The sequence below is a fragment of the Ignavibacteriales bacterium genome (assembly GCA_026390775.1).
In the GTDB taxonomy this organism is placed as follows: Bacteria; Bacteroidota; Ignavibacteria; order Ignavibacteriales; family Melioribacteraceae; genus Fen-1258.
Genome location: JAPLFF010000003.1, coordinates 398303 through 421641, shown reverse-complemented (window position 1 = coordinate 421641; position 23339 = coordinate 398303). Strand labels below are relative to the sequence as shown.

Genomic DNA, 23339 nt, shown 5'->3' with positions numbered 1-23339 from the left:
TATTCCATCTTCAAAAACTAATTTAAGAACGTAAATGATAGTCAATTCTAGCTATCAGTTCACTTATTTTGTTCTTAAGTGCTTCTTTCTCCTCTAAGTTAAATGATTCATTACCAAAAAGGTTTTCACTATTAACAAATGACTTACTAACTTTTGATTCGATTTCTGAAATTTTCTTTTTAAGTGCATCGTTTTCTCTTTCGAGTAAAGTAATTCTATTATTTAACGCTTGATTGGATTCGAGTGTTTCTATTCCTTTTTGAATGAAATAATATATCTGCTTTTCGAGAGTATTCAACTCATCAATAAACAAATCATATTTCGTTGTTTCTGCCAATCAACTACCTCTGAGTTGTGCGTTAAATATTTTTTCTACTGCTTTAATTGCATTTCTAAAATCTTTTTCAACTTCTTCTTCAGTAAGAGTTCCGCTCGAATTAAAAAACTCTAATTGAAAAGCAAGACTCTTTTTGTCTTTACCTAAGCTTTCACTTTGAAAGATATCAAATAACTTTATATTATGCAACAAGTTAGAACTGACTTCTTTTATAATACTCATAACTTGGTCAGAAGTAATGTTAACATCTAAAACAAAAGCCACATCTCTATAAACTTTAGGGAATTTCAGTAATTCATTAAATATTTTTTTTGTAATACTAATACCCTTCAAAACAGATAGATCAACTTGAATCATGTAAACATCTTGATCAACATCGAATAATGAACATAATTCTTTTTTAAGACTTCCTCCGAAACCGATATTTTGATTTTCACAGATCAAACCAAACGAATGATCAAATCTCGATCCCGAATCATTCATAGATTTTACATTAACTGTAACCTCAGGTAAAATTTTAGTAAAGAATGATTCTACAAATCCGGTAAGATCGTAAACATCAACAGGAGAATCTTTTTCAAACCATTCATTTCTAATTCGGTCTCCTGTCAATGCGAGAAGCAAATGCTCCGATTCATTAAAGTCCTTGAAATCACTAATGTTTGAAGCTGATACTTTCTCAAAAATTTTTCCAAGTTCAAATAACTGAAGATCTTTTTCATTTACTTTAATGTTATTAGATATAGATGTTAATAACCCAGGAATTAAAGAAGTCCTTAAGTGCGACAGTTCACTACTTTGTGGATTTAAAAGATTAATAACATTGCCAAAACGTTTTGCAATATATTCACTTAACAGTGAATTGGTAATAATCTCATAAAAGCCAAGCGAGGTTAATAATTCTCTTACTCTATCATTAAATGCAGAATGATCTACTTTCTCTTCCAATGTAACTGAGATCTTACTTACCTCAGGAATTTTATTATAACCATATATTCTTGCTACTTCTTCGATCAAATCTATTTCACGTTCGATATCGTGCCGATAAGAAGGGACTGTGACTGTTAATTCATCAGCTGATTTTTTCCCAATGATAAAACCAAGTTTGATAAGAATTTTTTCAACATTTGTTGCTCCGATTTGATAACCTAAAATTTTATTTAAACGATTGAAGCGTAGTTCGCATTTTCGTTGAGTAATTTTATGTGGATAGGCATCAATTTCACCTATTGCGATTTCTCCGCCTGATATTTGTTGGATTAACTGAGCAGCGCGTCTTGCAGCCCATTTAGTAATCCCAGGATCAGTTCCCCTTTCAAATCTGTAGGAAGCATCAGTTGATAATCCAAGATTCTTTGAAGTCTTTCGTATGGATGATGGATTGAAATATGCGCTCTCGATAAGCAAGTTTTTAGTTGATAATATTACTTCGGAGTTTTCTCCGCCCATAACACCGGCAATTGCTACAGGTTTATTTGCATCACAAATCATTAGATCATCCGGTTGCAATTTTCTTTCTTTAGAATCAAGAGTAGTAAATTTTGTATCCTTACCGGCATCTCGAACAATTATTTTCTTTCCGCCTAAATTATCAAGATCAAATGCGTGAAGCGGCTGTCCTACTTCATGTAAAACAAAATTCGTTACGTCAACAACATTGTTTATAGGTCGTAAGCCAATGCTTTTCAATCGTTTCTGTAGCCAATCAGGTGATTCTTTTATTTCAACTTTGCTAACTACTTTACCAATGTAGCGGGGACAATTACCTGGATTTTTGATTTCGACTGACGCCAATTCTTCTGATTTTTTCCCGGACTCTTTCAAATTAACATCGGGATATTTTAAATGCAGATTGAACAATGCGGATAACTCACGTGCAATTCCTATATGACTTAACGCATCAGCCCGATTTGGAGTAATTGCAATTTCTAAAATCGTATCCTTCATTTCCATTGCATCAGCAAAAGATAATCCTTCTTTTAATAAAGGATCTAAAACCATAATACCTTCGTGATTATCGCCAAGACCTAATTCCCGTTCCGAACAGATCATACCAAAAGATAATTCACCGCGAATTTTAACTTTTTCAAGTTTCATTCCGCCATTAGGAATTACAGCACCTACTTTAGCAAATGCTACTTTTTGCCCGGCAGCAACATTTGGGGCGCCGCAAACAACGCTATAATCATCTTTACCGTCATTTACTTTGCAAAGAGATAATTTATCAGCATTAGGATGTTTCTTTACTTCTTGAACATAACCGATGATAATATTTTCAAATTTTTTCGCTTGATCATTAACTTCTTCAACTTCCAATCCAGCATAGGTAAGTTTATCTACAATTTCGCTAACGGAAATATTTTTTAAGTCAACGTAATCATTCAACCAGTTAATAGAAATTTTCACTTTGTATCCTCGCTTAGAATTGCGTCAAGAATCGTTTATCGTTATCAAATAAAATTCTGATATCATCAATACCATATTTGCGCATTGCTGTTCTTTCAATACCCATTCCAAAAGCATATCCTGTATATATTTCGGGGTCAATTCCCACGTTCACTAAAACATTTGGATCAACCATTCCACAGCCAAGAATTTCCATCCATCTACCCTGTTTGCCTTTTGGTTCCCACCAAATATCCATTTCAGCACTTGGTTCTGTAAATGGAAAGAAACTTGCACGGAATCTGTATTTTATATCTTGACCAAAAAACTGTTTTACAAATGCAACAAGAGTTCCTTTCAATTCTGCAAAGGTAACATCTGTATCAACATAAAGTCCTTCAACTTGATGAAACAAACAATAACTCTTTGCGCTGATGGCTTCATTCCGAAAAACTTTTCCCGGCATTATTGCTCTTAGCGGCGGTTTCTTTTCTTTCATCAGTCGTATTTGAACGGGCGATGTGTGAGTTCTGAGTAAGAATTTATCAGTAACAAAAAAAGTATCCTGCATATCTCTTGCGGGATGATCTGGTGCAAAATTCAATGCTTCAAAATTATAATAGTCCGATTCAAGTTCCGGTCCCTCATAAACTGAAAAGCCGAGCCCTTTAAAAATATTTTTTATTTCGTCAAGCGTTTGAGTAATAATATGTTTACTTCCTATTACCCGTTTTCTTCCGGGTAAAGTAAGATCAACAAATTCATCCGAACTTTTCTGACCTTTTTCTAATTTCTCTTTTAACTCGTCGAATTTTGATTGAGTATGAATCTTAAGTTGATTAAGAGCTTGCCCAACTTTAGGTTTTTCTTCTTTTGAAACATCTTTTAGCGATTCGAAAAGTTGTGAGACTAATCCTTTACGGCTTAGGAATTTTATTCGAAGGTCTTCAAGTGAAGTTAGGTTTTCAACTTTTGATAAATCTTCATCAAAACTTTTTCGGGTTCCATTAATTTTATCTATCATAGCAACAATCCCGAGAACTTGCCTGCGGCAGGCAAGTTTAAAAAAATTCCCTCCCGAAACTTAAGCTAAAAGTTCGAGAGGGAAAAAATTAGTTCGTTGCAAATTTAATTATATCAGAGAAAGCTTGCGGATTTTCAACTGCAATGCTTGCAAGTACTTTTCTGTTGATCACAATTCCTTTTTCATCAAGCATGTGAATCAAACGCGAATAAGTTGTTCCATGCATTCTTGCTGCTGCATTTATTCTGATAATCCATAATGATCGAAATTCTCTCTTTTTAAGTTTACGGTCACGATATGCGTGCTGCAAACCTTTATCAATATGATGTTTTGCAACGGTTAATACTTTACTGCGGGCGCCCCAATATCCTTTTGCCATTGCCATAATTTTTTTACGGCGTCTATGGGATGCAACCTTATTTTGTGCTCTTGGCATGACTTACTACTCCTTATTGTAACAAAATTGTAATTCTTCTGGTCTCTGCCTTAGAAACAAGTGTTGATTTTCTCAACCCTCTTTTTCTTTTGGTAGATTTTGTTGTTAAAATATGCGATTTGTATGCTTTGCTTCTTTTAATTTTTCCGGATGCGGTTTTTCTAAAAGTTTTTGCCGCTCCACGATTACTTTTCATCTTTGGCATTATTCCACCTATCTATTTTTTCTTTTTACCTTTTTGAGGCGCTAATATTGCGTGCATTGCTCGTCCTTCAAATTTTGGTTCTTGTTCAACTTTAGCAACGTCAGAAAGTCTTTCAAGAAATTTTCTAAGCAATGTTTCGCCGATTTCCGTATAAGCTAATTCTCTTCCTTTAAATATTACTGAAACTTTAACCTTATCACCATTCTCTATAAAATTAACAGCATGCCTTGCTTTGAAATCAAAATCATGAGTATCTGTATTTGGATGTAAACGAATTTCTTTTAGAACACTAACAACTTGTTTCTTTTTTTGTAGCTTCTCTTTTTTCTGCAGTTCATAAACAAATTTTCCGAAATCAATGATCTTACAAACCGGAGGAGTTGCTTGCGGTGCGATCTCAACCAAATCCATCTGAACTTCTTCTGCTCTTTTAATTGCCTCTTTTGATGATACAACACCTAACACTTCGCCGTTTGGTCCAATGAGTCTAACTTCAGGAATTCTAATCTCCTGATTGACTCGGTATTTAATTTGAGTGATAAAAGACCTCTCTTAATTGTGATTTACTTTGTTATCTATTTCATTTTTTATTTTAGAAACAAATTCATCTATAGATAAACTTCCTTTGTCTCCAAGTTTATGTTGTCTTACAGAAACTGTTCCGGATTCTTTTTCCTTTTCACCTAAGATTAACATGTAAGGAACTTTCTGCATCTCCCATTCGCGTATTTTATAACCAATCTTTTCATTTCGCTCATCAAGTTCGGCAATAATATCATTCTTAGCAAGAATATCTCTTACTTGTCCGGCATATTCCATAAAATTCTGAGAGACTGCCAGAACAGCAACTTGAACCGGCGCTAACCATGTAGGGAATGCACCACCGTAATGTTCAATCAAGATACCCATAAAACGTTCTATAGAACCGAGCAATGCCCTGTGAACCATATATGGCTGATGTTCTTTTCCATCCTCACCAATGTATTTCATATCAAATCGTTGTGGCAAATTGAAATCAAACTGAATTGTACTTAACTGCCATTCACGGTTTAATGCATCTTTAATTTTAATATCAATCTTTGGTCCGTAGAATGCGCCGCCGCCTTCATCCATTTCGTACGGAAGATGCTCTCTTTCCATTGCATGTTTAAGTGAGTTGGTTGCTTTTTCCCAGTCTTTATCTTCTCCAACTGCTTTTTCCGGTTTAGTAGCAACGTAAAATTTCAAGTCGCTAAAACCAAATGATTTAAGAATAGAAATCGAAAATCTTACTACTTCTATAATCTCATCTTCGATTTGTTCTTGCGAACAAAAAATATGTGCATCATCTTGAGTAAATCCACGTACACGAAGTAATCCGTGCAGCACTCCGCTCTTTTCATAACGATAGACTGTTCCTAATTCTGCCCAACGTAAAGGTAAATCTCTGTATGAACGAAGTTTTGTTTTATAGATCATTATATGGAACGGACAGTTCATAGGTTTAATATAATAATCATGATCATCCACACTCATTGGTGCATACATATTTTCTTTATATGTAACTAAGTGTCCGCTTGTTTCCCACAACCAGCTTTTACCCATGTGTGGAGAATAAAGAAGATCATAACCATTTTTAAAATGTTCTGATCTCCAAAATGTCTCAACAGTATTTCTAACTCTAGAACCTTTCGGATGCCAATAGATTAGACCTGCACCTGCTTCTTCATGTACACTGAAAAGATCAAGTTGTTTTCCAAGTTTACGATGATCTCTTTTTTTAGCTTCTTCTAAGAAAATTAAATAATCATCAAGCATTTTCTTTTTAGGAAATGAAATGCCGTAGATTCTTTGCATTTGCTTATTCTTTTCATCACCGCGCCAATATGAACCGGAAACAGTTAACAACTTTACAAATTTAATTTTACCTGCATCAGGGACATGCGGACCTAAACATAGATCGGTAAAATCACCTTCATCATAAATGCTGATTACTTCTGCTTTATCATCAAGTTCACTTAAGATTTCTAATTTGTAATTATCGCCCTTCTTTTTGAAAAAGTTTACAGCATCATTTTTACTAAGTTCTGTTCTCTTAAATGGATTTTTTTGTGATGCAATTTCCATCATCTTCTTCTCAATCTTAACCAAATCTTCTTCTGTTAAGTTTGAGTTAATATCAATATCATAATAGAATCCTGCGTCTATTGCCGGACCAACTCCAAACTTTGCTTCAGGATAAATTGATTGAACTGCATGAGCCATTAAATGAGAAGTTGAATGCCAATAAGTATGCTTTCCTTCCGGATTTTCGAAAGTGAAAATTTGCAAAGAAACATCTTTATTGATTGGTGTCAAAAGATCTCGTATCTCACCATTGATCTTAGTTACGAGAGATTCATCAGCTAAACGATTAGAAATTGATTTTGCAACTTCAAAAGCAGTTATGCCTTTATCAAATTCTTTAACTGATCCATCAGGAAATGTAATTTTTATTTTTTCCATCATTCCTATATTAAAAAAAAACGGAGAATCCTCCGATAGATTGTGGGTTCTATAGGATTCGAACCTATGACCTTCTGCACGTCAAGCAGACGCTCTAACCAACTGAGCTAAGAACCCGCAGAATTACTTCGTCATTGTTATAAAACCCATATCACAAATTAAAGTACCGAGGGCCGGACTCGAACCGGCACGGGTGAAACCACCCACAGGATTTTAAGTCCTGTGCGTCTACCAATTCCGCCACCCCGGCAGATATTACTTCACTGATTTTAAGAACTGTTTCCCAATTCCAGATTTTAAATACTTCTCTCTTTTACGAGCTTCTATTCTTCCAGAAACTTCTTCAAAATATAAAATTCTAAAAGGTCTATAGGGTTTTGTTGTTTTATTATAACCTAAATTATGTTCCAGAAATCGTCGTTCAAGGTTATTTGTTAACCCAACATAGATATAATTTCTCTTTACACTTTCGATAGCATAAACTGTATATATATTTTTATATGCGCCTACCAACCTGCCTGCCGGTAGGCAGGTTTCGCCACCCCGGCAAAAACGCGGTGCAAATATAAACTTTTTTTTCAATTCGTTGCAATGTTTTGCTCTTTTAGGCTCTCAATTAATAACTTTCTTTAGGTAAGATGATTAACTATGAACGAAACTATATTACTTAAGATACAATGCAATCGTTTTTCATAATTTCATTCATGATTTGCAAACGTTTTAAAGAATAACTATTTTTACCACCGCTTTTGGGCTCTTAGCTCAGTTGGTTAGAGCAGCTGACTCATAATCAGCGGGTCGGAGGTTCAAGTCCTTCAGGGCCCACAAAAAACCCTCTATTATAGAGGGTTTTTTCATTTAAACAACTTATAAAATCTAGACTTTTTTCTTTGTAAAATATTTTATTGTTTCTTTCAACCCTTCCATTAAATCATATTCTGGATGAAAATTGAGTTGCTCTTCCGTTTCTTTTATTGAAGCAAGACTATGTTTAATATCACCTGCTCTTTCTTTTTCGTAAACTATTTTACTACTGCTTTGTAATTCAGTAATAACAACACGTGCAATTTCATTGATTGTAATTGCCTTACCCGATGCGACATTGAAAACTCCATTCACTTTTTCATTAGTAGCGGCTAAAATATTTGCCGATACAACATCTTTCACAAAAATAAAATCGCGTGTTTGTTCGCCATCTCCATAAATAATAATTGATTCGTTCTTCAATGCTTTCTCAATAAAAATCGGTACTGCCGCTGCATATTGACTTTTGGGATCCTGCCTTGGTCCAAATACATTAAAGTATCTCAACGATGTAGCTCCGACACCTCCTTGTTCATTATAAAGTTTTAGTAATGATTCACCTTCAAGTTTAGTTGCACCGTATGGAGATTTTGGATCGGGTTTAAGATTAACTGTTTTTGGCGAAATCGGATTTTCTCCGTATATAGCAGCAGAACTACTGAATACTATTTTTTTAATCCTAAATTCTTTGGATGCATCTAATACATTGATCAGTCCGTTTACATTTATATCGTAACATTCTTCCGGCTTCTCAATTGATTCGGGGACAGAAACGAATCCGGCGAGATGATGAACGTAATCTGTATCTTTTAATACTTGAAAAACAAGATCGCGATCCGTAATACTCCCCTTATGGAAAATTGCTTTAGGAAATATTTCAACATTAGATAAATATCCTGTACGAAGATTATCGAAGATATGAACTTCAGCATCTTTACTAATCCAGTGTTCTACAATATGGCTTCCAATAAATCCGGCACCGCCGGTTACAACAATTTTTAATTTGTTCATTTCTCCATTCACGAAAGATTGGGAAAGTGTTTTTCTAAAAAGATTTTTACCTTATTAATATCACTTTTACTAGTCAGGTCAGGAACTTCTTCACTTACTGGATAAGCATAAAGTGATTTTGGAAATTTATCTATCATCATTTTGATTGCAATAGGTAATTCTTTTTCTTTTCGAACCGGATGAAGAGGAACGATTTTTAGAAACGGAAAGATCATATCATAATTCAATTTGAAAATATTCATACTAACACCAATCGTTCCATCTTTATTCTTTGCTGATTCAATTTCTTCAATCGTTGGTTTCTCAATTATATCAACAAGAAATCCTTCATTATCTTTTTTGGTAACAGAAAATTTTTCAATTCTTTCCTTTTCGAAATTCAACCCGTCGCGGTCATAATCAATCATTGCATTTTTATATTTCGATTCGAGCATCAGCTTAAGCACATTTTTAGAATAAAGATTATCGCTGTTGCAAACAGTGAATGAAGAACCACTCCAATTAGATTTTAATTTAAGAGCATGATACAATGCGTCGGCAGTGCCTAAAGGTTTTTCTCTTCTGTCAGGTATAGGTTGAACAGCATAACTGAATGAAAGCTCTTGAAATAATTTCTTGCTTTCTTTCGATTCATAATATTTTCTTATTGAATCATCTTTTTCTCCGATCACAATAACAATGTCCCGGTAACCGGTTTCATAAACATTAAGTAATAGATAATCCAAAAATGGTCTCTCATTCTCACCAATACGAATCATAGCTTTCGATTTTAAATCAGCATCTTTTATTAATTGCGGATCTAATTCACTATCAGGTGATTGTGATTTCTTCATTCGGGAGGAAATCCCTCCGGCAAGTATTACTAATTTTCCATTCATTTTACCATTCACTTTTTATTTAAGAATTCTTCATCGGAATAGATATGAACCTGAAATATGACAGTGGGAAAATAAATGATTTTAATTAAATATTAATGAGCTATTTGTCCGGTCTCGATTATTTGTGAAGATTTATATTTTCAAGTTTTCTGTAAATACTCAATTGATGCTGGGCACAGACCTTCAAAATCTATCTTGACTATTGCACGCTTCAATCCTAATTTATATTAGAAATTTAGATATTTTAGAATCATTTACTGCGGTTTTATTCCGTTCATAATCTTCAGTTAATTTGTTTTTTATATAAATAGATATTTCCTTTTACTCTCCTAACTATTTTTTAACCGAAGGAGGATCTGTTATGAAACCAATTTACGATAAATCCAAATTGTTGTTTTTATTCTTAATCTTTCTTTTCACTTCACTTAATTATCAAGCTCAAGATTTAAGAGAACCTGATTCAAAACAATCTTCTAAAATCTATTCCCCTTCTAATTCCAATAATCTTTTTCTAGAAAAAACCAATGCCGATATATGGAATGCTCTTGGCCCAAAAGGTATATGTGTTCAGGATTTAGCAATTGATCCTCTAAACAATAATAAAATTATTGCGGGAGGATTATCAGGATTGTACATAACTACAAATGGCGGTACTAATTGGAATATTGCCAACAGTATGTTTTATAATGTTCGGATTGGAGGAGTAAAATTCCATCCTACATATAATAATATAATAATTGCTAACGGATATAGTTACACAACAGGTAGTAGTTATATATATCGCTCTACTGATGGAGGGACTAATTGGACTATTGTAAAAACAACTAATGGTTTAAATGATGGGAAAATTGTTTTTGCTAAAAATGATCCAAGTATTATTTATTCTGAAGGTTACTATCTTTACAGAAGTAGTGATGCTGGAGTTACATGGACAGAATATACTAGTCTACCGAAAATTGAAACATATGATGTATTTGATCAAGATCCGAACAAGTTATATGCCTTTGCCTACCAACCCGCATCCCCATACAACTATGAATTATTCTATTCGTTGAATGGTGGTGTAACATGGACAAAAATTAAAACATTAAGTTATTGGTATGGTGCAATAAAAATCTCAACAAACGATTTTAGTCAAGTATATGCCGGCTCAACAGATAGAACAGCTACTGGAGGTTACGGATTCCTGAAAAGTGTAGATGGCGGAAATAACTGGACAGTTGCCACAACAGGATTTGGAAAATTTTCAAAAATTTCTTTTATAGCTTTTCATCCCACTAATTCAAATATTATTTACGCTTGTGGAAGTGGTACAAGTCTAATGAAATCAATAGATGCTGGGGTAAACTGGACCGATATTATGCCGAGTATAATTGATCGTTATGTTTACGGGATACAATTTGATTCTCAAAATAATCTTTATGTGTTTACAGGAAGTAATATTTACAAAACAACAAACGAAATTAGTTATCAGTCTTTATCGGGTGATCTAGTAAATACTGATATTTTCCAAATTCATTTTAGTCCAGCAAATTACAGTGTAATTTATTTAGCAAGTCTTGGAGGAGTAATTAAAACAACAAATGGTGGTCAAACATGGGTACAAAAAAGTAACGGAATATATGATAATGATATTTTTAGTCTTGGTATCAATCCGCAAAATACTAATACTATTTTTGCCGGTTCGTTTGGAAGTGTAGTTTATAGAACTACGGACGGCGGTGAGAATTGGATAGAAAAAACCACAGGTCTTACAGGATTAACTGCTGGTTCTATAAATGCTTTTGGGTTTCATCCGCAGAATCCCACCAATGTTTTCTTATTAGAAGGTTCATCAAAAATATTTTCCTCAACTAATTCAGGCGATAGTTGGACCGAATACAAAGTGAATAATGAAAGTATTAAAGCTTTGGACATTAGTCCTTCTTCCAAAAATATTTGGTATGCATATACTGCATCAGGTGGTAAAATTTATAAATCTACCGATTATGGTTCAACTTGGACATTACAAAGTACGACAATTAATCTATACAGTATTACAGTTGATGCTACAAATCCAAGTATACTTTATGCTGATCAATATATTAATTCGCAAGATAATATCTCAAAATCTACTGATTCTGGAGTAACATGGAATATTGTTTATCCTAATCTTTACATACGGGATATTTATTCTGTACCAGGTGCAGCTAACACGTTATATGCAAGTTCATGGGGTTCGGGCGTTTATAAAACTACAGACGGCGGTACAAATTGGGCACAAAGTAATGTTGGTCTTACTTACCAAAATTGTTTTATGGTTAGAAATCAACCCGGGTCAACGAGTTCATTTTTAGTAGCAACATATGGTGGCGGTGTTTTTGGTTTTAATTATACACCTACAAATGTTAAAAACGAGAACAATATTATTCCAACTCAATTCTCGTTAGAACAGAATTACCCCAATCCATTCAATCCATCTACAAAGATTCGATATTCACTTCCGCAATCTGCCCGTGTAAAAATTATCTTGTATAATGTTCTCGGAGTTCAAATAATGACCTTGGTAGATTCTGAACAGACTATTGGAAATCATGAGACAGAACTGAACGGCAGTAATTTAGCAAGCGGTGTTTACTTCGTTAGAATGAATGCAGACAATTACTCAGTTACAAAAAAAATAATGCTAATGAAATAAAGATGCAGAAAGCCCCATCTCGAGCGTTGGCGAGAGACGGGGCTTTTTTTTTATTTGATGTTGGACACAGACCTTCAAAATCTATCTTGACTATTGCACGCTTCAATCCTAATTTATATAAGAGAATTAAATATATTTGAATCATCTGTCGCTGTTTTATAGAGTGAATAATCTTCAGTTAATAAGTTTTTTATATATAAATATTTCCTTTTACTCTCATAACAATTTCTTCAACTGAAGGAGGAGCAACTATGAAACCAATTTACGATAAATCCAAATTGTTGTTTTTATTCTTAATCTTTCTTTTCACTTCACTTAATTATCAAGCTCAAAATTTACGGCAGGCTTACCCGGAGGCAACAAAGACACCGGAAATATTTAAATCCTCACTTGGTTCTAATCAGTTTTTAACGCCAAAAGAAACTAACGGTGATTTCAGTACTACTGTTTATACTTTTGGTGATATTGCTGTTTTTTCCTATTTCGATAACACACAAATATCTGTATATGATGCATCCAATGTATTGAAATATAGTCAAACACTAACTGTGGACAGTTATAAAAGCTGGACTTCAATCGGAGCCGGAGTTTATAGAATTGTCGGCAATAAAACATATACTGTACTTGTTGGAGATGCATTTACAAATACAACAAATGGTTATTTCGCAATAGATGAAGCCGGTAGAGGAGTTTCAACAAAGTTAAGTACCTGGATGATGGGATATAGAGATACGGGAAATGATTTTATTGTGTTCGCTTATAATGATAACACCGGGTTCACAGTTAAAAACCTAACAACAGGTGCTGTTCTTGCAGCAGGTACATTGAATGCAGGACAATATTATTCTTTCAATGCATCTGGAACTATTCCGTTTAGCACGCCTCTTCAAGTCATCGGCACAAAACCGATTTCAGCATTGTCTTATACCGATCAAGATTATTATGTGCCTGCAAGTAATGGAACATTCGTTGGCACTTTATTCTATGGATATTCTGCATATATAGGTTCTTGGGCAAACACTATTACGGTAACATCTTATGCAGATAATAATAATATTGTAATAAAAAATCTTGCTACAGGCGCTACAATTAAATCAGTTACTCTTCAAAGGAGTCAAGTTTATAGCGAGAGGATTACAGCTCCAACTTTTTGGTCTGTTACATCTACTGGATCTGTGTCGGCAGCGAATATTCCTTTTGCCCCGGAATTCACCGGTGCTTACCAATATATGACGAGAGCTATTGATGAAACAGGTCATGGATTTGGGAAACTATTTTTTATGCCTACTATTGGGAGTAGCATTTATGTATTTTCTTTCGAAGCAGGAAATAATGTAACAATAACTCGACTTGGTGACTATACTCTGTTCCCTTATCCAACTCCAACACAAGTTTATACCGGTACTTTAAATGAAGGTCAATATTACAATTTCACTTCTACTGATGGTCATTATGTCTATAAAATCGAATCCACAAAAAATTCCTCTGTAGTACAAAGCAATGGTGGATACGGTGCTGATTTTATGCCGTTAGCTTATTCATCAGATTATCCTGACTTAGCGGTATCTACAGGTGATATTGCATACAGTAAAACAGATGCGGATATTAACGCGGGCGATAATATTACCGTTACCGTAACTGTTCATAATTACGGAAGTATAGCGGCATCAAATGTTTTGTGCTATGCTTATGATGGTGACCCGGATGCCGGTGGAAATGCACCATTAATTGGCAATGGTACTATTTCAACAATCGCTGTTAATGGAACCGGTACATTTAGTTTTACTTACAAAGTTCCAACAAGTCCGGAGTATCATCAGCTGGTTGTTAAAGTTGATCCTACTAATCAAATTATAGAATCAAACGAATCGAATAATAAAGCGCAAAGAAGTATAAGACCCAGCGTTGATCTTCAACCGCCGTTAGCAATTTCTGTTACTGCCACATCTAGTTTATTACTCTCAAGTGGGGTGTTAACTCCAAATCCTTTTCCTGTTCACCTTGATATTTTTAACACAGGTGCTGTTGCTGCAACGAATGTAGTTGTAACCTTAGCATTATTTGAAGGGTTGTCTTCAGTAACTCTTGTTAGAACTGTGGGAACTATAAATGCAAGTACAACTGCAACAGCCGACTTCTCTATCACTGCTAATCCAGCAATATCCGGATTCAATCGTTACAATTTATCGATCGCCGCCACCGGTTTAACTACAAAGATTCTTAACCGGGCTGTTAATGTACCTGATGCAGTCCCGCCATCTGCGCCTCAAGGATTCAGCGGTCAAGTTGCCGGATCAGGTTCTGCTTCATTCACTTGGAATGCTAATACTGCAACGGATTTAGCAGGCTACTTTTTATATTATAGCACCGACGGAATTAATTATACTACTGCGACCGGTGCAAATCAAGGTAACTCCCCTGTTCTGATTATCAATTCAACATCAATAACATTAACCGGCTTAGCGGCAGGAAATTATTGGTTCATGTTAAAAGCTTTTGACACATCCAATAATCTTAGTAGTGCAAGTCTAGTTGTTCAATTAGCGATTAGCGGTTCAACAACTACTCAAGTTTTATTCTATGGAAATGGTAACGGCACAACATATACCTTATCTGGTGCAAATACAGGTTATGTTTTTGGTGCAAATTCCTATTTAGACATTGGCAAATATCAAAGATTCGATTTTACAGGCAGTGGTCAATTAACGGCAGCTAGAATTTATTTTTCCGTTAAGAAAATTGTTGGGGCAACTGATAATTTTAATGTTGTTGTTAGAAGTGTAGGGACCGCTGGTGCACCGCAAAATCTTTTATATTCTAAAACTTACTCAGTTTCTATAATTGATACTTCCAACAAAGGTGTAGTTTATAATACATTTGTACTCGATACCCCGCTTTCCGTTTCCTCTCCATTTTTCATTGGCATTGAATGGACTGGAAGTATTGATGACTCATTCGCAATTCTTGCAGATCCGAACCTTCAAGGTGAAAATCAAAAAAGGGCTTGGGAAAAGTGGAGTGATGGAACGTACCACGATATGTTTTCACAATATTCCATCCAAAGCGTAAGCTTAGATGCCGATATGTGGATTGCAGCCGTCTTAAGTGTTTCAACGGGTGTTGAAGATAATATAAATGAGATCCCTTCCAATTATGTTTTATATCAAAATTATCCAAATCCATTCAATCCATCTACAAAGATTCGTTATTCACTACCTCAAACAACTCATGTTAAATTAGTTTTATATAATGTTCTTGGTGTGCAAATATTAACTTTGATAGATTCTGAACAGCAGATTGGAAATCATGAGATAGAATTGAACGGTAATAATTTAGCAAGTGGTGTTTACTTTATTAAAATGAATGCAGGTAATTACTCTGTAACGAAAAAGATAATGCTGATGAAATAAAGATGTGAAAAGCCCCGATCTGATCGGGGCTTTTTTTTTATTTATTTTTTACAAATTCTGAAATCGAATCAACTACATATTTAATTTGTTCGTTTGATAACTCAGGATAAATCGGTAATGCCAAAGAATCTTCTGCAGCTGAATTTGAATTTGGAAATTCTGCATCCTTACAATTCAAATAGGCAAAGCATTCTTGTCTGTGAAAAGGAACGGGATAATAAATTGCACAACCAACTTCTTTCTTTTTCATGAATTCCAAAAGTGCGTTTCTATTTTGTACTCTTATTATATACTGGTTGTAAATGTGAAAATTTTTATGTCCGGTATTTTGATAAATTGCTTTTGGTAAAAGCACTTTATTCTTGTCATCAAAATTTAGCAACCCTTCACCAACAGCAAGACCCTCTTCAATAAAATATTTTGTATATGCAGAAGCATTTTCTCTTCTCTTTGAGGACCATGAATCGAGACGAGGAAGTTTAACTCTAAGTACTGCTGCTTGAAGTGCGTCAAGTCTGAAATTTCCACCAACAACTTTATGATAGTAGCTCTGTTCCATTCCATGAACACGCATAATCCTAAGTTTCTCTGCAAGTGCTTCATCATTTGTTGTTACGATCCCGCCATCTCCAAATCCGCCAAGATTTTTACTCGGGAAAAATGAGAAACATCCGATATCACCGATCGTTCCGACAAACCTTCCATCTTTATATTGTGTTCCAATAGCTTGAGCCGCATCTTCAACAACTTTTATATTATGTTTTTTTGCGATGAGCATTATCTCAACCATTTCAGCACTTTGTCCATAAAGATGAACCGGGATAATCACTTTTGTTTTTGAAGTTATTCTCTCTTCAATCTTTTTTGGATCAATGTTAAAAGTAACCGGATCGCAATCAACAAAAACCGGAATCGCATTTAATCTTGCAACAACTCCTGCAGTTGCAAAGAAAGAATATGTCGGCACGATAACTTCATCACCCGGTTGAATATCAAGCGCCATCAGAGCCAACAGTAATGCATCTGTACCTGATGAAACACCAATTGCTTTTTTACATTTTAGATATCGGCAAATTTCTTCTTCAAGTTTTTGAATATCTGGACCCATGATAAAATATTGCGAATCAATAACGCGTTGAACAGCTTCATCAATTTCTTTTTTTAACGATAGATACTGAGGTTTAAGATCTAACAAAGGGACTTTCATTTCTACTCCGGTTTAAAGTATAAGAAATAACCATGCTATATAATGTATTACAGTTTTGTATTTGGGATGCATGATTGTTTGAATGTTTGATTGCTTGATTGTTTGGATGAACAAATGATCTTATTCATAATCTAAATTCCACTCTTGCCCGGAATTCATTCTGCTGATTAAACTCTTATTCATTTTAATTAGTCCGTTTTCAAATTCATATGATTTGGCATCATAATCATTAAAGTCATCTTCCATAATCTGCTCTGCATTAAAGAGTGTAAATATTTGTGAATAATTTTCAGCTGATGATGCTAAAGCTATTTCATAAAATCTTAAAGTTTCTTTTATACTTCTTCTTGAATAACCTTCGGCGATGTTACTGGATACTGATAAAGCTGAATCTTCAATCTGAGCTTTTACTTTAAATGGTATATCTCGATTCTTCTGTATCACATTATGAACTAGACGATATATTTCCACCGCCTTTTTCCATATTTCAAGTTTTCGAAAACCACGATTAATATTTTTGTTTCTTTCTAAAAACTCACTCTTCATAATTCCCCCAAAAATTATTTTCTATTGTTTACAATCATCCAAACAATCAAACATCCAAGCATTAATTCATTCTAACATTCAACCACTCTACCTTTTCCCAGTTTATAACTTTTGTTTGACTTACTACATTTAGCCATGCCATCTTTATCAAAAATTAATTTCTGTCCTGCTTCACTTAACCATCCGACTTGCTTAGCCGGATTACCAACTACCAAAGCATAATCGGGAACGTCTTTCGTTACAACTGCACCGGCACCAATAAATGCAAATTTACCAATTGTATGTCCGCAAATAATTGTTGAGTTAGCTCCAAATGAAGCTCCTTCTTTTACTAATGTCTTGATATAAAATTTTGAACCGGCTTGCGGATATTTACTTCTTGGGTCAATAATATTTGTGAAGACCATTGAAGGACCGCAAAAAACATAATCTTCAAGCGTAACACCCTCATAAACAGAAACGTTATTTTGAATTTTTACAAAATTTCCTATTACAACATTCGAACCGACATTTACATTCTGACCTAAGATGCAATTCTTTCCGATCTTTGCACCCGACTGAACATGAGAGAAGTGCCATATCTTTGTTCCGTCACCAATTTCAACGTTTTCATCAATGTAAGCGGAATCATGTTTGAAGTAACTCATTTCCACCTCAAATTATTTTCGAAGTAATGGATGAATAAAATCTTTCTTAGTAGAAACTTTTGCAAAACGGATATTATAAACTGTCTCGATCGAAGGACGAGCATCTGAAATTCCTAATCCGTTTCCTTTTAATATTTCTTGATAAACTTTTGTGTGAAGTTCTGCAAATCCGTCTGAGAATTCTATTTCATTACCATCAATATTTATAGATCGGTACATCATTTTTTTGTGTGATCGAATTTCAGCCGGTAGATCATTTTCATCAATAGATAGAAACCATGTAACATTTGCATCTTTTAATTCGAGTGACCCGGACATTTTTTTATTATCAGAAAGATATACTTCACTTTTTCGAACATCTCCGAACAACCATATTAACAGATCGAAAAGATGTATCCCGATATTTGTTGCAATGCCTCCGCTCTTTTCATCTTCACCCTTCCATGAATAATGATACCAATTTCCGCGTGAAGCAATGTAAGTCAGTTCTACTTCATGTTTTTTATTTGCAGCAGTTTTTAATTTCTCTTTAAGCTCAATTATCGAAGGATGATATCTCAACTGCATAACTGTATAAACTTTTTTCCCGGATTTCGATTCAAGTTCTTCCAGCGAATCTAAATTTTGAGGATATAGAACAATTGGTTTTTCACAAATAACATTTGCACCAAGATTTAATCCCAATCTGATCTGTGAATCGTGCAAATAATTTGGAGAGCAGACGCTTAGAAAATCAATCTTAGAATTATTGTGCTGTGAAAGTTTTACGAGATATCTTTCAAATCTTTCATACTCATTAAAGTAATCAGCATGCGGAAAGAATTGATCTAACACACCTACGGAATCATGCGGATCGAACGAAGCAACAAGAAGATTCCCGGTTTCTTTTATTGCTTTCAAGTGGCGCGGAGCTATGTATCCGGCTGTTCCCGTTAAGGCAAACTTTTTCATAACTAAGTGCAATAATTTTATTGTCAAATTTAGCAAATAGTGTTTGAATAACTATATGGAATTAGATTAAATTTGCCCAACTTCAAATCGTACAGGAGTCATTGTGAGTCTTACTGCAGAAATTCAAAAAGTAAAAACCGGTTTTCACCGTTCATTCTGGGTTGCAAACGGAATGGAATTGTTCGAACGTTTAGCATACTACGGTCAGCAAATTGTTTTTATGGTTTACTTAAGAAACAACTTAGGTTTTTCTGAATCCGAAGCCGGACAACTTTCCGGTATGTTTGGAGGGTTGATTTATTTATTACCAATTCTTGCCGGTACACTTGCTGACAAATGGGGATTCCGCCGCGCATTCAGTATCGCATTTTCAATTCTTGCTATAGGATATTTTTTAATCGGCTCGATGGGAATGTCGGTATTCTCCGGTATATATGGAACTGCTCCAAATTACTGGCTGCTAATGAGCTTTCTAGTTTTTACAGCATTCGGCGGATCATTTATTAAACCGTCGGTTCTCGGAACAGTTGCAGTAACTTCCAAAGAAGAAGTTAAATCTCTCGGTTATGCAATTTATTATTGGTTAGTAAATATCGGTGCAATGGTTGGACCAACAATAGCTTACTTTGTACGAGATAGTTTTGGTAATGAATTTGTTTATCTGGTATCAGCAGCAAGTTGTATTGCAATGCTTGCAGTTAATTCATTGTTTTATAAGAATGCAAAAGAAGCCGTTGTAGTTGAATCACTCGGGAAAAAAATTACCAATTTGTTTGTTGTACTTGGCAATTTCAAATTCATGATCTTTTTATTAATCTACTCGCTTTATTGGATTATTTTTTGGCAAGAGTTTATCATAGTTCCTTATTATGTAACTGATTACATACCAAATTTTTTCTCTTACGAAATTCTACAATCTTGGTCCGGTGCAGGCGCTATAATTCTTTTTCAAATACCAATTAATAGATTGACAAAAAAAATGTCAACCCCGAATGCTATTCTAAGCGGATTTGCAGTTTCAAGTTTGATTTGGATTATTATTTGGATTCAGCCGAGTATTATAACAATAGCAGCCGGAATTATTGCATTTGGTATCGGCGAAGCTATGCAAGCACCAAGATATTATGAATATATTTCTAAGATAGCACCCGAAGGTCAGCAAGGATTATATCAAGGTTATGCATTCTTACCAATTGCTATTGCACGATTTGTAGGAGATCCGTTCGGAGGATGGTTATATCAAAACTCGAAAGCGTCTGGTCATCCGGAATATGTTTGGTATTCAATGATTGCCATCGGACTCTCTGCAGCTTTCTTTATGTACTTGTATAATAAATTTGTTGTGAAAGAAAAATAATTTTTTTCGTAGAGACGGGACTTGCCTACCGCAGGCAGGTACATCCCGTCTCATTTGTTTTTTAGACGCCACATGTGGCGTCTATACATTAATTTTATGCAGTATAATTAATAGTTAGGCGAAAAAATATTTTATGCAAACAATCAAAAGTCGTCTTGAATCGTCTGGGAAAAAATGGAGAGATATTCCACAATTGTGGAATTTAAGGCGTTCTTGTATTAAAAATTCAATTGAGTTACTTAATGATGCAAAACTATTATATAAACATCGTAGATATCCAAGGGCTTTCGCGCTTGCTTTTACATCTTATGAAGAATTTGGTAAAGGACAATTAGTTTCGGATTATATTACGGGAGTAGCTTCGGAAGAAGAATTTTGGTTATCATTTCGAAGTCACGATCTTAAAACTTCATATAATAATAGAAAAATAGTAATAAATACTGATCGAACTTCACCTTGGACGGTTGAATACAATAATAAAAATGCAAAGCCACTTTTCAAATTAAGAATGGATTCACTTTACGTAGACTGTTTAAAAGATTATACTCCTTCGATTCCTCAAAAACAAATTAATGCTAAAACAGCAAAACAAATCATTGTGGAAGTTGAGAAATATATTCATCATATACTTTCGATAGAATATTATAGTGAAAGAATTGGAACAGAAGCATTAGCAAAATAATAATCGCCTAACCCGCGCCTCAACAGCAACCGCTTTTTCTATACGGTATTTTTGTAATTATTTATTTACATTACAAAAACAGATTCCCACCAAAAAGGTGTGGGCAAGCTTAAAATAAAATCGTTCCAGCCAGCCGATAGATAGTTAATAAAATTCTCAATGCATATTCAGGTGTACAATGAAATTATTAAAAAATAATTCCACAATCATCATTCTATTTGTAATAGTTGTTTTGCTGACACTATTTGTAAATTATGTTCTTGGCATCTACCCTCTTCTTGATTTCATTAAGTATTTAGAGAGTAAAAAATACTACTGGATAATTCCTACAACTATTTTATTATTATTCGGATTATTGCTGTTCTATATGAGTATGAATAGAAAAGTTATTAATGAAAGGATAGAAGTATTTAATGCAATCATGCGTACAGTGCAGGACATTCTGCACAACTCATCTTCTTCCATACAGTTATTAATAATGGATATGAAAGATGAAGGCGTACACGAAGAAATAATAATGAAAGCTGAAAAAAATATGGAAGGATTAAAGGCGATAATCAAAACTTTAGCATCAATTGATCCTAAGACTATCGAATTAAAAGAATTGAATAAGACTATGTCAATAATAAAAATGCACAAATAATTATCGACAACCTCACCCCTGCCCCTCTCCTTTGTAAGGAGAGGGTGTCCGGCTAAGCCGGGCGGGTGAGGTCAGAAATATTAAATTATGTTCTCTATTTGAATTGTCTTGGAAGTTTCACTTCCCTTTTTCAACAGATTCTAAAATTAATGCTGATAATAGCATTGATCGGTGTGTCGTTTGTTCGGTTTGAAATGATAATGAATATTCAGAGGTAAAGTTAAAATTGATTCAATGGATTAATAATCAAAACTAGTTGTGAGACTTTTTACCCAACTCAACTCTGTTCAATCCATTTAAAGCTGCAACGCGGTAAGCTTCTGCCATAGTAGGATAATTAAACGTGCTGTTGATGAAATACATCAAACTATTCCCATCACCTTCTTGTGACATTATAGCTTGCCCAATATGAATTATTTCCGAAGCTTCATATCCAAAACAATGGATACCAAGAATTTTTAAATTCTCTCTGTGAAAAAGAATTTTTAACATACCGACTGTTCTTCCGGTTATCTGTGCTCTTGCTAAATGTCGGAAAAATGAATGCCCAACTTCATAAGGAATTTTTTTCTCAGTTAATTCCCGTTCGTTTAATCCAACAGAACTAATTTCTGGAATGGTATAAATTCCGGTTGGTATATCTTCGATTTTTAGAGTTGTGCCCTCACCTAAAATTAAATGTCTTCCGGCAAATCTTCCTTGATCATAAGCAGCACTGGCAAGACTTGGATAACCAATTACATCACCTACAGCATAAATATTAGGAACTGATGATTGATAAAATTCATTAACCGGTATTGAACCTCTTGCATCAGTTTTAATTCCAAGTTCTTCAAGACCAATGTTTTGTGTATTACCGGTTCTACCCTGAGCCCACAATAAATAATCACTTCTAATTTCTTTGTTAGACTTTAAATAAATTGTAACTCCGCAATCATCCGGTACAACTTTTTCATATTCCTCACCATGTCTTAACAATACTCCATTTTCTCTGAGATGATATGCTAATGCATCAATAATTTCATCATCAAGAAAAGCCAGCAGCTGGTTGCGTGTGTTTATCAGATTAACTTTTACACTTAATCCTCTGAAGATAGAAGCATATTCGCAACCAATTACACCGGCACCATAAATTGTTAACGTTTTTGGATTTTCTTTTATTTTTAAAAGTTTATCGCTATCAATTATTCTTGGATGTAAAAAATCGACGTCTGGCGGGTGATATGGACGAGAACCGACAGCAATTATAAATGCATCTGCTCGATACTTCTTTTTTAGTCCTGTTGATTCAGTTACTTCAACAGTATTTTTATCAAGAAATTTTGCACGGCCGATAATCAAATCAACATTGTTTCTAGTATAAAAACCATGTCTTAATTCAACTTGAGATCTAATAACAGTTCCGGTTTGTACTAATAATTCTTGGTAAGTAGCCCCTTCAAACTTATTACTGTCATATAAAATTTGGCTTGCATGTCTTAATGCTTTACTTGGAATTGTACCTTTGTGAGTATTGTTTCCTCCAACAAGAGAGAACTCTTCACAAACTGCGACTTTCTTCCCTTCTTTTGCACAAGTCATTGCAGCGCCCTCGCCTCCCGGTCCGCTGCCAATAATAATTACGTCGTATTTATTTTCCATTAACTGATTTCCAA

At 34.4% G+C, this 23339-nt stretch carries 20 protein-coding genes and 3 tRNA genes; 6 read left to right on the top strand and 17 right to left on the bottom strand.

The genetic code is table 11. The features are described 5' to 3' along the window. Positions 1-22: 22 nt before the first annotated feature. The 10 genes from NTZ27_02180 to NTZ27_02135 all read right to left on the bottom strand — a co-directional run bounded on the left by NTZ27_02180 (position 23) and on the right by NTZ27_02135 (position 7453). The gene (locus NTZ27_02180; GenBank protein MCX6173543.1) at positions 23-337 is read right to left on the bottom strand and encodes a hypothetical protein; all 315 of its coding nucleotides are present in this window, start codon (positions 335-337) and stop codon (positions 23-25) included. Further along, complete coding sequence (gene pheT / locus NTZ27_02175) at positions 338-2743, bottom strand: phenylalanine--tRNA ligase subunit beta (protein MCX6173542.1); 2406 nt, start codon at positions 2741-2743, stop codon at positions 338-340. A 13-nt stretch (positions 2744-2756) separates the two neighbouring features. Then, positions 2757-3746 (bottom strand): phenylalanine--tRNA ligase subunit alpha, encoded by a 990-nt coding sequence (gene pheS, locus NTZ27_02170; protein ID MCX6173541.1) that lies wholly within the window; start codon positions 3744-3746, stop codon positions 2757-2759. A gap of 88 nt (positions 3747-3834) precedes the next feature. Next, positions 3835-4182 carry a 50S ribosomal protein L20 gene (gene rplT / locus NTZ27_02165; GenBank protein MCX6173540.1) on the bottom strand — a complete coding sequence of 116 codons (348 nt, stop codon included), beginning with the start codon at positions 4180-4182 and terminating at the stop codon, positions 3835-3837. A gap of 13 nt (positions 4183-4195) precedes the next feature. Further along, on the bottom strand, positions 4196-4387 hold the full coding sequence (gene rpmI, locus NTZ27_02160) for a 50S ribosomal protein L35 (protein MCX6173539.1): 192 nt from the start codon (positions 4385-4387) through the stop codon (positions 4196-4198). A gap of 12 nt (positions 4388-4399) precedes the next feature. Further along, positions 4400-4918, bottom strand: coding sequence for a translation initiation factor IF-3 (gene infC / locus NTZ27_02155; GenBank protein ID MCX6173538.1), 519 nt, complete (start codon positions 4916-4918; stop codon positions 4400-4402). Between the two features lie 21 nt (positions 4919-4939). After that, positions 4940-6871, bottom strand: a complete 1932-nt coding sequence (thrS, locus tag NTZ27_02150; protein MCX6173537.1) for a threonine--tRNA ligase — start codon at positions 6869-6871, stop codon at positions 4940-4942. Positions 6872-6914: 43 nt separating this feature from the next. Then, positions 6915-6988: transfer RNA gene (locus NTZ27_02145), tRNA-Val, on the bottom strand. Between the two features lie 47 nt (positions 6989-7035). Beyond that, positions 7036-7121: transfer RNA gene (locus NTZ27_02140), tRNA-Leu, on the bottom strand. 5 nt (positions 7122-7126) lie between these two features. Continuing rightward, complete coding sequence (locus tag NTZ27_02135) at positions 7127-7453, bottom strand: GIY-YIG nuclease family protein (GenBank protein MCX6173536.1); 327 nt, start codon at positions 7451-7453, stop codon at positions 7127-7129. 169 nt (positions 7454-7622) lie between these two features. Here NTZ27_02135 and NTZ27_02130 point away from each other — a divergent pair. Then, a tRNA-Ile gene (locus NTZ27_02130) sits at positions 7623-7696 on the top strand. Between the two features lie 51 nt (positions 7697-7747). Here NTZ27_02130 and NTZ27_02125 read toward each other — a convergent pair. Next, a complete protein-coding gene (locus NTZ27_02125) occupies positions 7748-8686 on the bottom strand; it encodes an NAD-dependent epimerase/dehydratase family protein (protein MCX6173535.1) in 939 nt (312 codons plus the stop codon). An 8-nt stretch (positions 8687-8694) separates the two neighbouring features. Continuing rightward, the gene (locus NTZ27_02120; GenBank protein ID MCX6173534.1) at positions 8695-9564 is read right to left on the bottom strand and encodes a sugar phosphate nucleotidyltransferase; all 870 of its coding nucleotides are present in this window, start codon (positions 9562-9564) and stop codon (positions 8695-8697) included. Positions 9565-9925: 361 nt separating this feature from the next. Between NTZ27_02120 and NTZ27_02115 the strand changes: the two genes are divergently transcribed. After that, positions 9926-12241: a T9SS type A sorting domain-containing protein gene (locus NTZ27_02115; protein MCX6173533.1), complete on the top strand. Its 2316-nt coding sequence runs from the start codon at positions 9926-9928 to the stop codon at positions 12239-12241. Positions 12242-12492: 251 nt separating this feature from the next. Then, positions 12493-15651, top strand: coding sequence for a T9SS type A sorting domain-containing protein (locus NTZ27_02110; protein MCX6173532.1), 3159 nt, complete (start codon positions 12493-12495; stop codon positions 15649-15651). 37 nt (positions 15652-15688) lie between these two features. On the opposite strand, the gene NTZ27_02105 is transcribed toward NTZ27_02110, so the two are convergent. The 4 genes from NTZ27_02105 to NTZ27_02090 all read right to left on the bottom strand — a co-directional run bounded on the left by NTZ27_02105 (position 15689) and on the right by NTZ27_02090 (position 19002). Next, positions 15689-16858 (bottom strand): DegT/DnrJ/EryC1/StrS family aminotransferase, encoded by a 1170-nt coding sequence (locus tag NTZ27_02105; GenBank protein MCX6173531.1) that lies wholly within the window; start codon positions 16856-16858, stop codon positions 15689-15691. A gap of 120 nt (positions 16859-16978) precedes the next feature. Then, positions 16979-17404 carry a four helix bundle protein gene (locus NTZ27_02100; protein MCX6173530.1) on the bottom strand — a complete coding sequence of 142 codons (426 nt, stop codon included), beginning with the start codon at positions 17402-17404 and terminating at the stop codon, positions 16979-16981. A gap of 71 nt (positions 17405-17475) precedes the next feature. Continuing rightward, a complete protein-coding gene (locus tag NTZ27_02095) occupies positions 17476-18051 on the bottom strand; it encodes an acyltransferase (protein ID MCX6173529.1) in 576 nt (191 codons plus the stop codon). A gap of 12 nt (positions 18052-18063) precedes the next feature. After that, complete coding sequence (locus NTZ27_02090; GenBank protein MCX6173528.1) at positions 18064-19002, bottom strand: Gfo/Idh/MocA family oxidoreductase; 939 nt, start codon at positions 19000-19002, stop codon at positions 18064-18066. Positions 19003-19105: 103 nt separating this feature from the next. On the opposite strand from NTZ27_02090, the gene NTZ27_02085 reads away from it, so the two are divergent. From NTZ27_02085 to NTZ27_02075, 3 genes are all read left to right on the top strand, one after another. Further along, positions 19106-20359, top strand: coding sequence for an MFS transporter (locus NTZ27_02085; protein ID MCX6173527.1), 1254 nt, complete (start codon positions 19106-19108; stop codon positions 20357-20359). 133 nt (positions 20360-20492) lie between these two features. After that, complete coding sequence (locus tag NTZ27_02080; GenBank protein ID MCX6173526.1) at positions 20493-21041, top strand: AbiV family abortive infection protein; 549 nt, start codon at positions 20493-20495, stop codon at positions 21039-21041. A 178-nt stretch (positions 21042-21219) separates the two neighbouring features. Then, on the top strand, positions 21220-21684 hold the full coding sequence (locus NTZ27_02075) for a hypothetical protein (GenBank protein MCX6173525.1): 465 nt from the start codon (positions 21220-21222) through the stop codon (positions 21682-21684). A 252-nt stretch (positions 21685-21936) separates the two neighbouring features. On the opposite strand, the gene sthA is transcribed toward NTZ27_02075, so the two are convergent. After that, entirely contained in the window at positions 21937-23325 is a 1389-nt protein-coding gene (gene sthA, locus NTZ27_02070; GenBank protein ID MCX6173524.1) for a Si-specific NAD(P)(+) transhydrogenase, read from the bottom strand. Positions 23326-23339 lie beyond the last annotated feature (14 nt).

Excerpts from the sequence above, each read along its gene's own strand:
- NTZ27_02100 (MCX6173530.1), bottom strand. The coding sequence starts at position 17,404 with ATGAAGAGTGAGTTTTTAGAAAGAAACAAAAATATTAATCGTGGTTTT.
- NTZ27_02110 (MCX6173532.1), top strand. The coding sequence starts at position 12,493 with ATGAAACCAATTTACGATAAATCCAAATTGTTGTTTTTATTCTTAATC.
- NTZ27_02080 (MCX6173526.1), top strand. The coding sequence starts at position 20,493 with ATGCAAACAATCAAAAGTCGTCTTGAATCGTCTGGGAAAAAATGGAGA.
- NTZ27_02115 (MCX6173533.1), top strand. The coding sequence starts at position 9,926 with ATGAAACCAATTTACGATAAATCCAAATTGTTGTTTTTATTCTTAATC.
- pheS (MCX6173541.1), bottom strand. The coding sequence starts at position 3,746 with ATGATAGATAAAATTAATGGAACCCGAAAAAGTTTTGATGAAGATTTA.
- NTZ27_02090 (MCX6173528.1), bottom strand. The coding sequence starts at position 19,002 with ATGAAAAAGTTTGCCTTAACGGGAACAGCCGGATACATAGCTCCGCGC.
- thrS (MCX6173537.1), bottom strand. The coding sequence starts at position 6,871 with ATGGAAAAAATAAAAATTACATTTCCTGATGGATCAGTTAAAGAATTT.
- NTZ27_02125 (MCX6173535.1), bottom strand. The coding sequence starts at position 8,686 with ATGAACAAATTAAAAATTGTTGTAACCGGCGGTGCCGGATTTATTGGA.
- rpmI (MCX6173539.1), bottom strand. The coding sequence starts at position 4,387 with ATGCCAAAGATGAAAAGTAATCGTGGAGCGGCAAAAACTTTTAGAAAA.
- rplT (MCX6173540.1), bottom strand. The coding sequence starts at position 4,182 with ATGCCAAGAGCACAAAATAAGGTTGCATCCCATAGACGCCGTAAAAAA.
- NTZ27_02095 (MCX6173529.1), bottom strand. The coding sequence starts at position 18,051 with ATGAGTTACTTCAAACATGATTCCGCTTACATTGATGAAAACGTTGAA.
- sthA (MCX6173524.1), bottom strand. The coding sequence starts at position 23,325 with ATGGAAAATAAATACGACGTAATTATTATTGGCAGCGGACCGGGAGGC.
- NTZ27_02120 (MCX6173534.1), bottom strand. The coding sequence starts at position 9,564 with ATGAATGGAAAATTAGTAATACTTGCCGGAGGGATTTCCTCCCGAATG.
- NTZ27_02105 (MCX6173531.1), bottom strand. The coding sequence starts at position 16,858 with ATGAAAGTCCCTTTGTTAGATCTTAAACCTCAGTATCTATCGTTAAAA.
- NTZ27_02075 (MCX6173525.1), top strand. The coding sequence starts at position 21,220 with ATGAAATTATTAAAAAATAATTCCACAATCATCATTCTATTTGTAATA.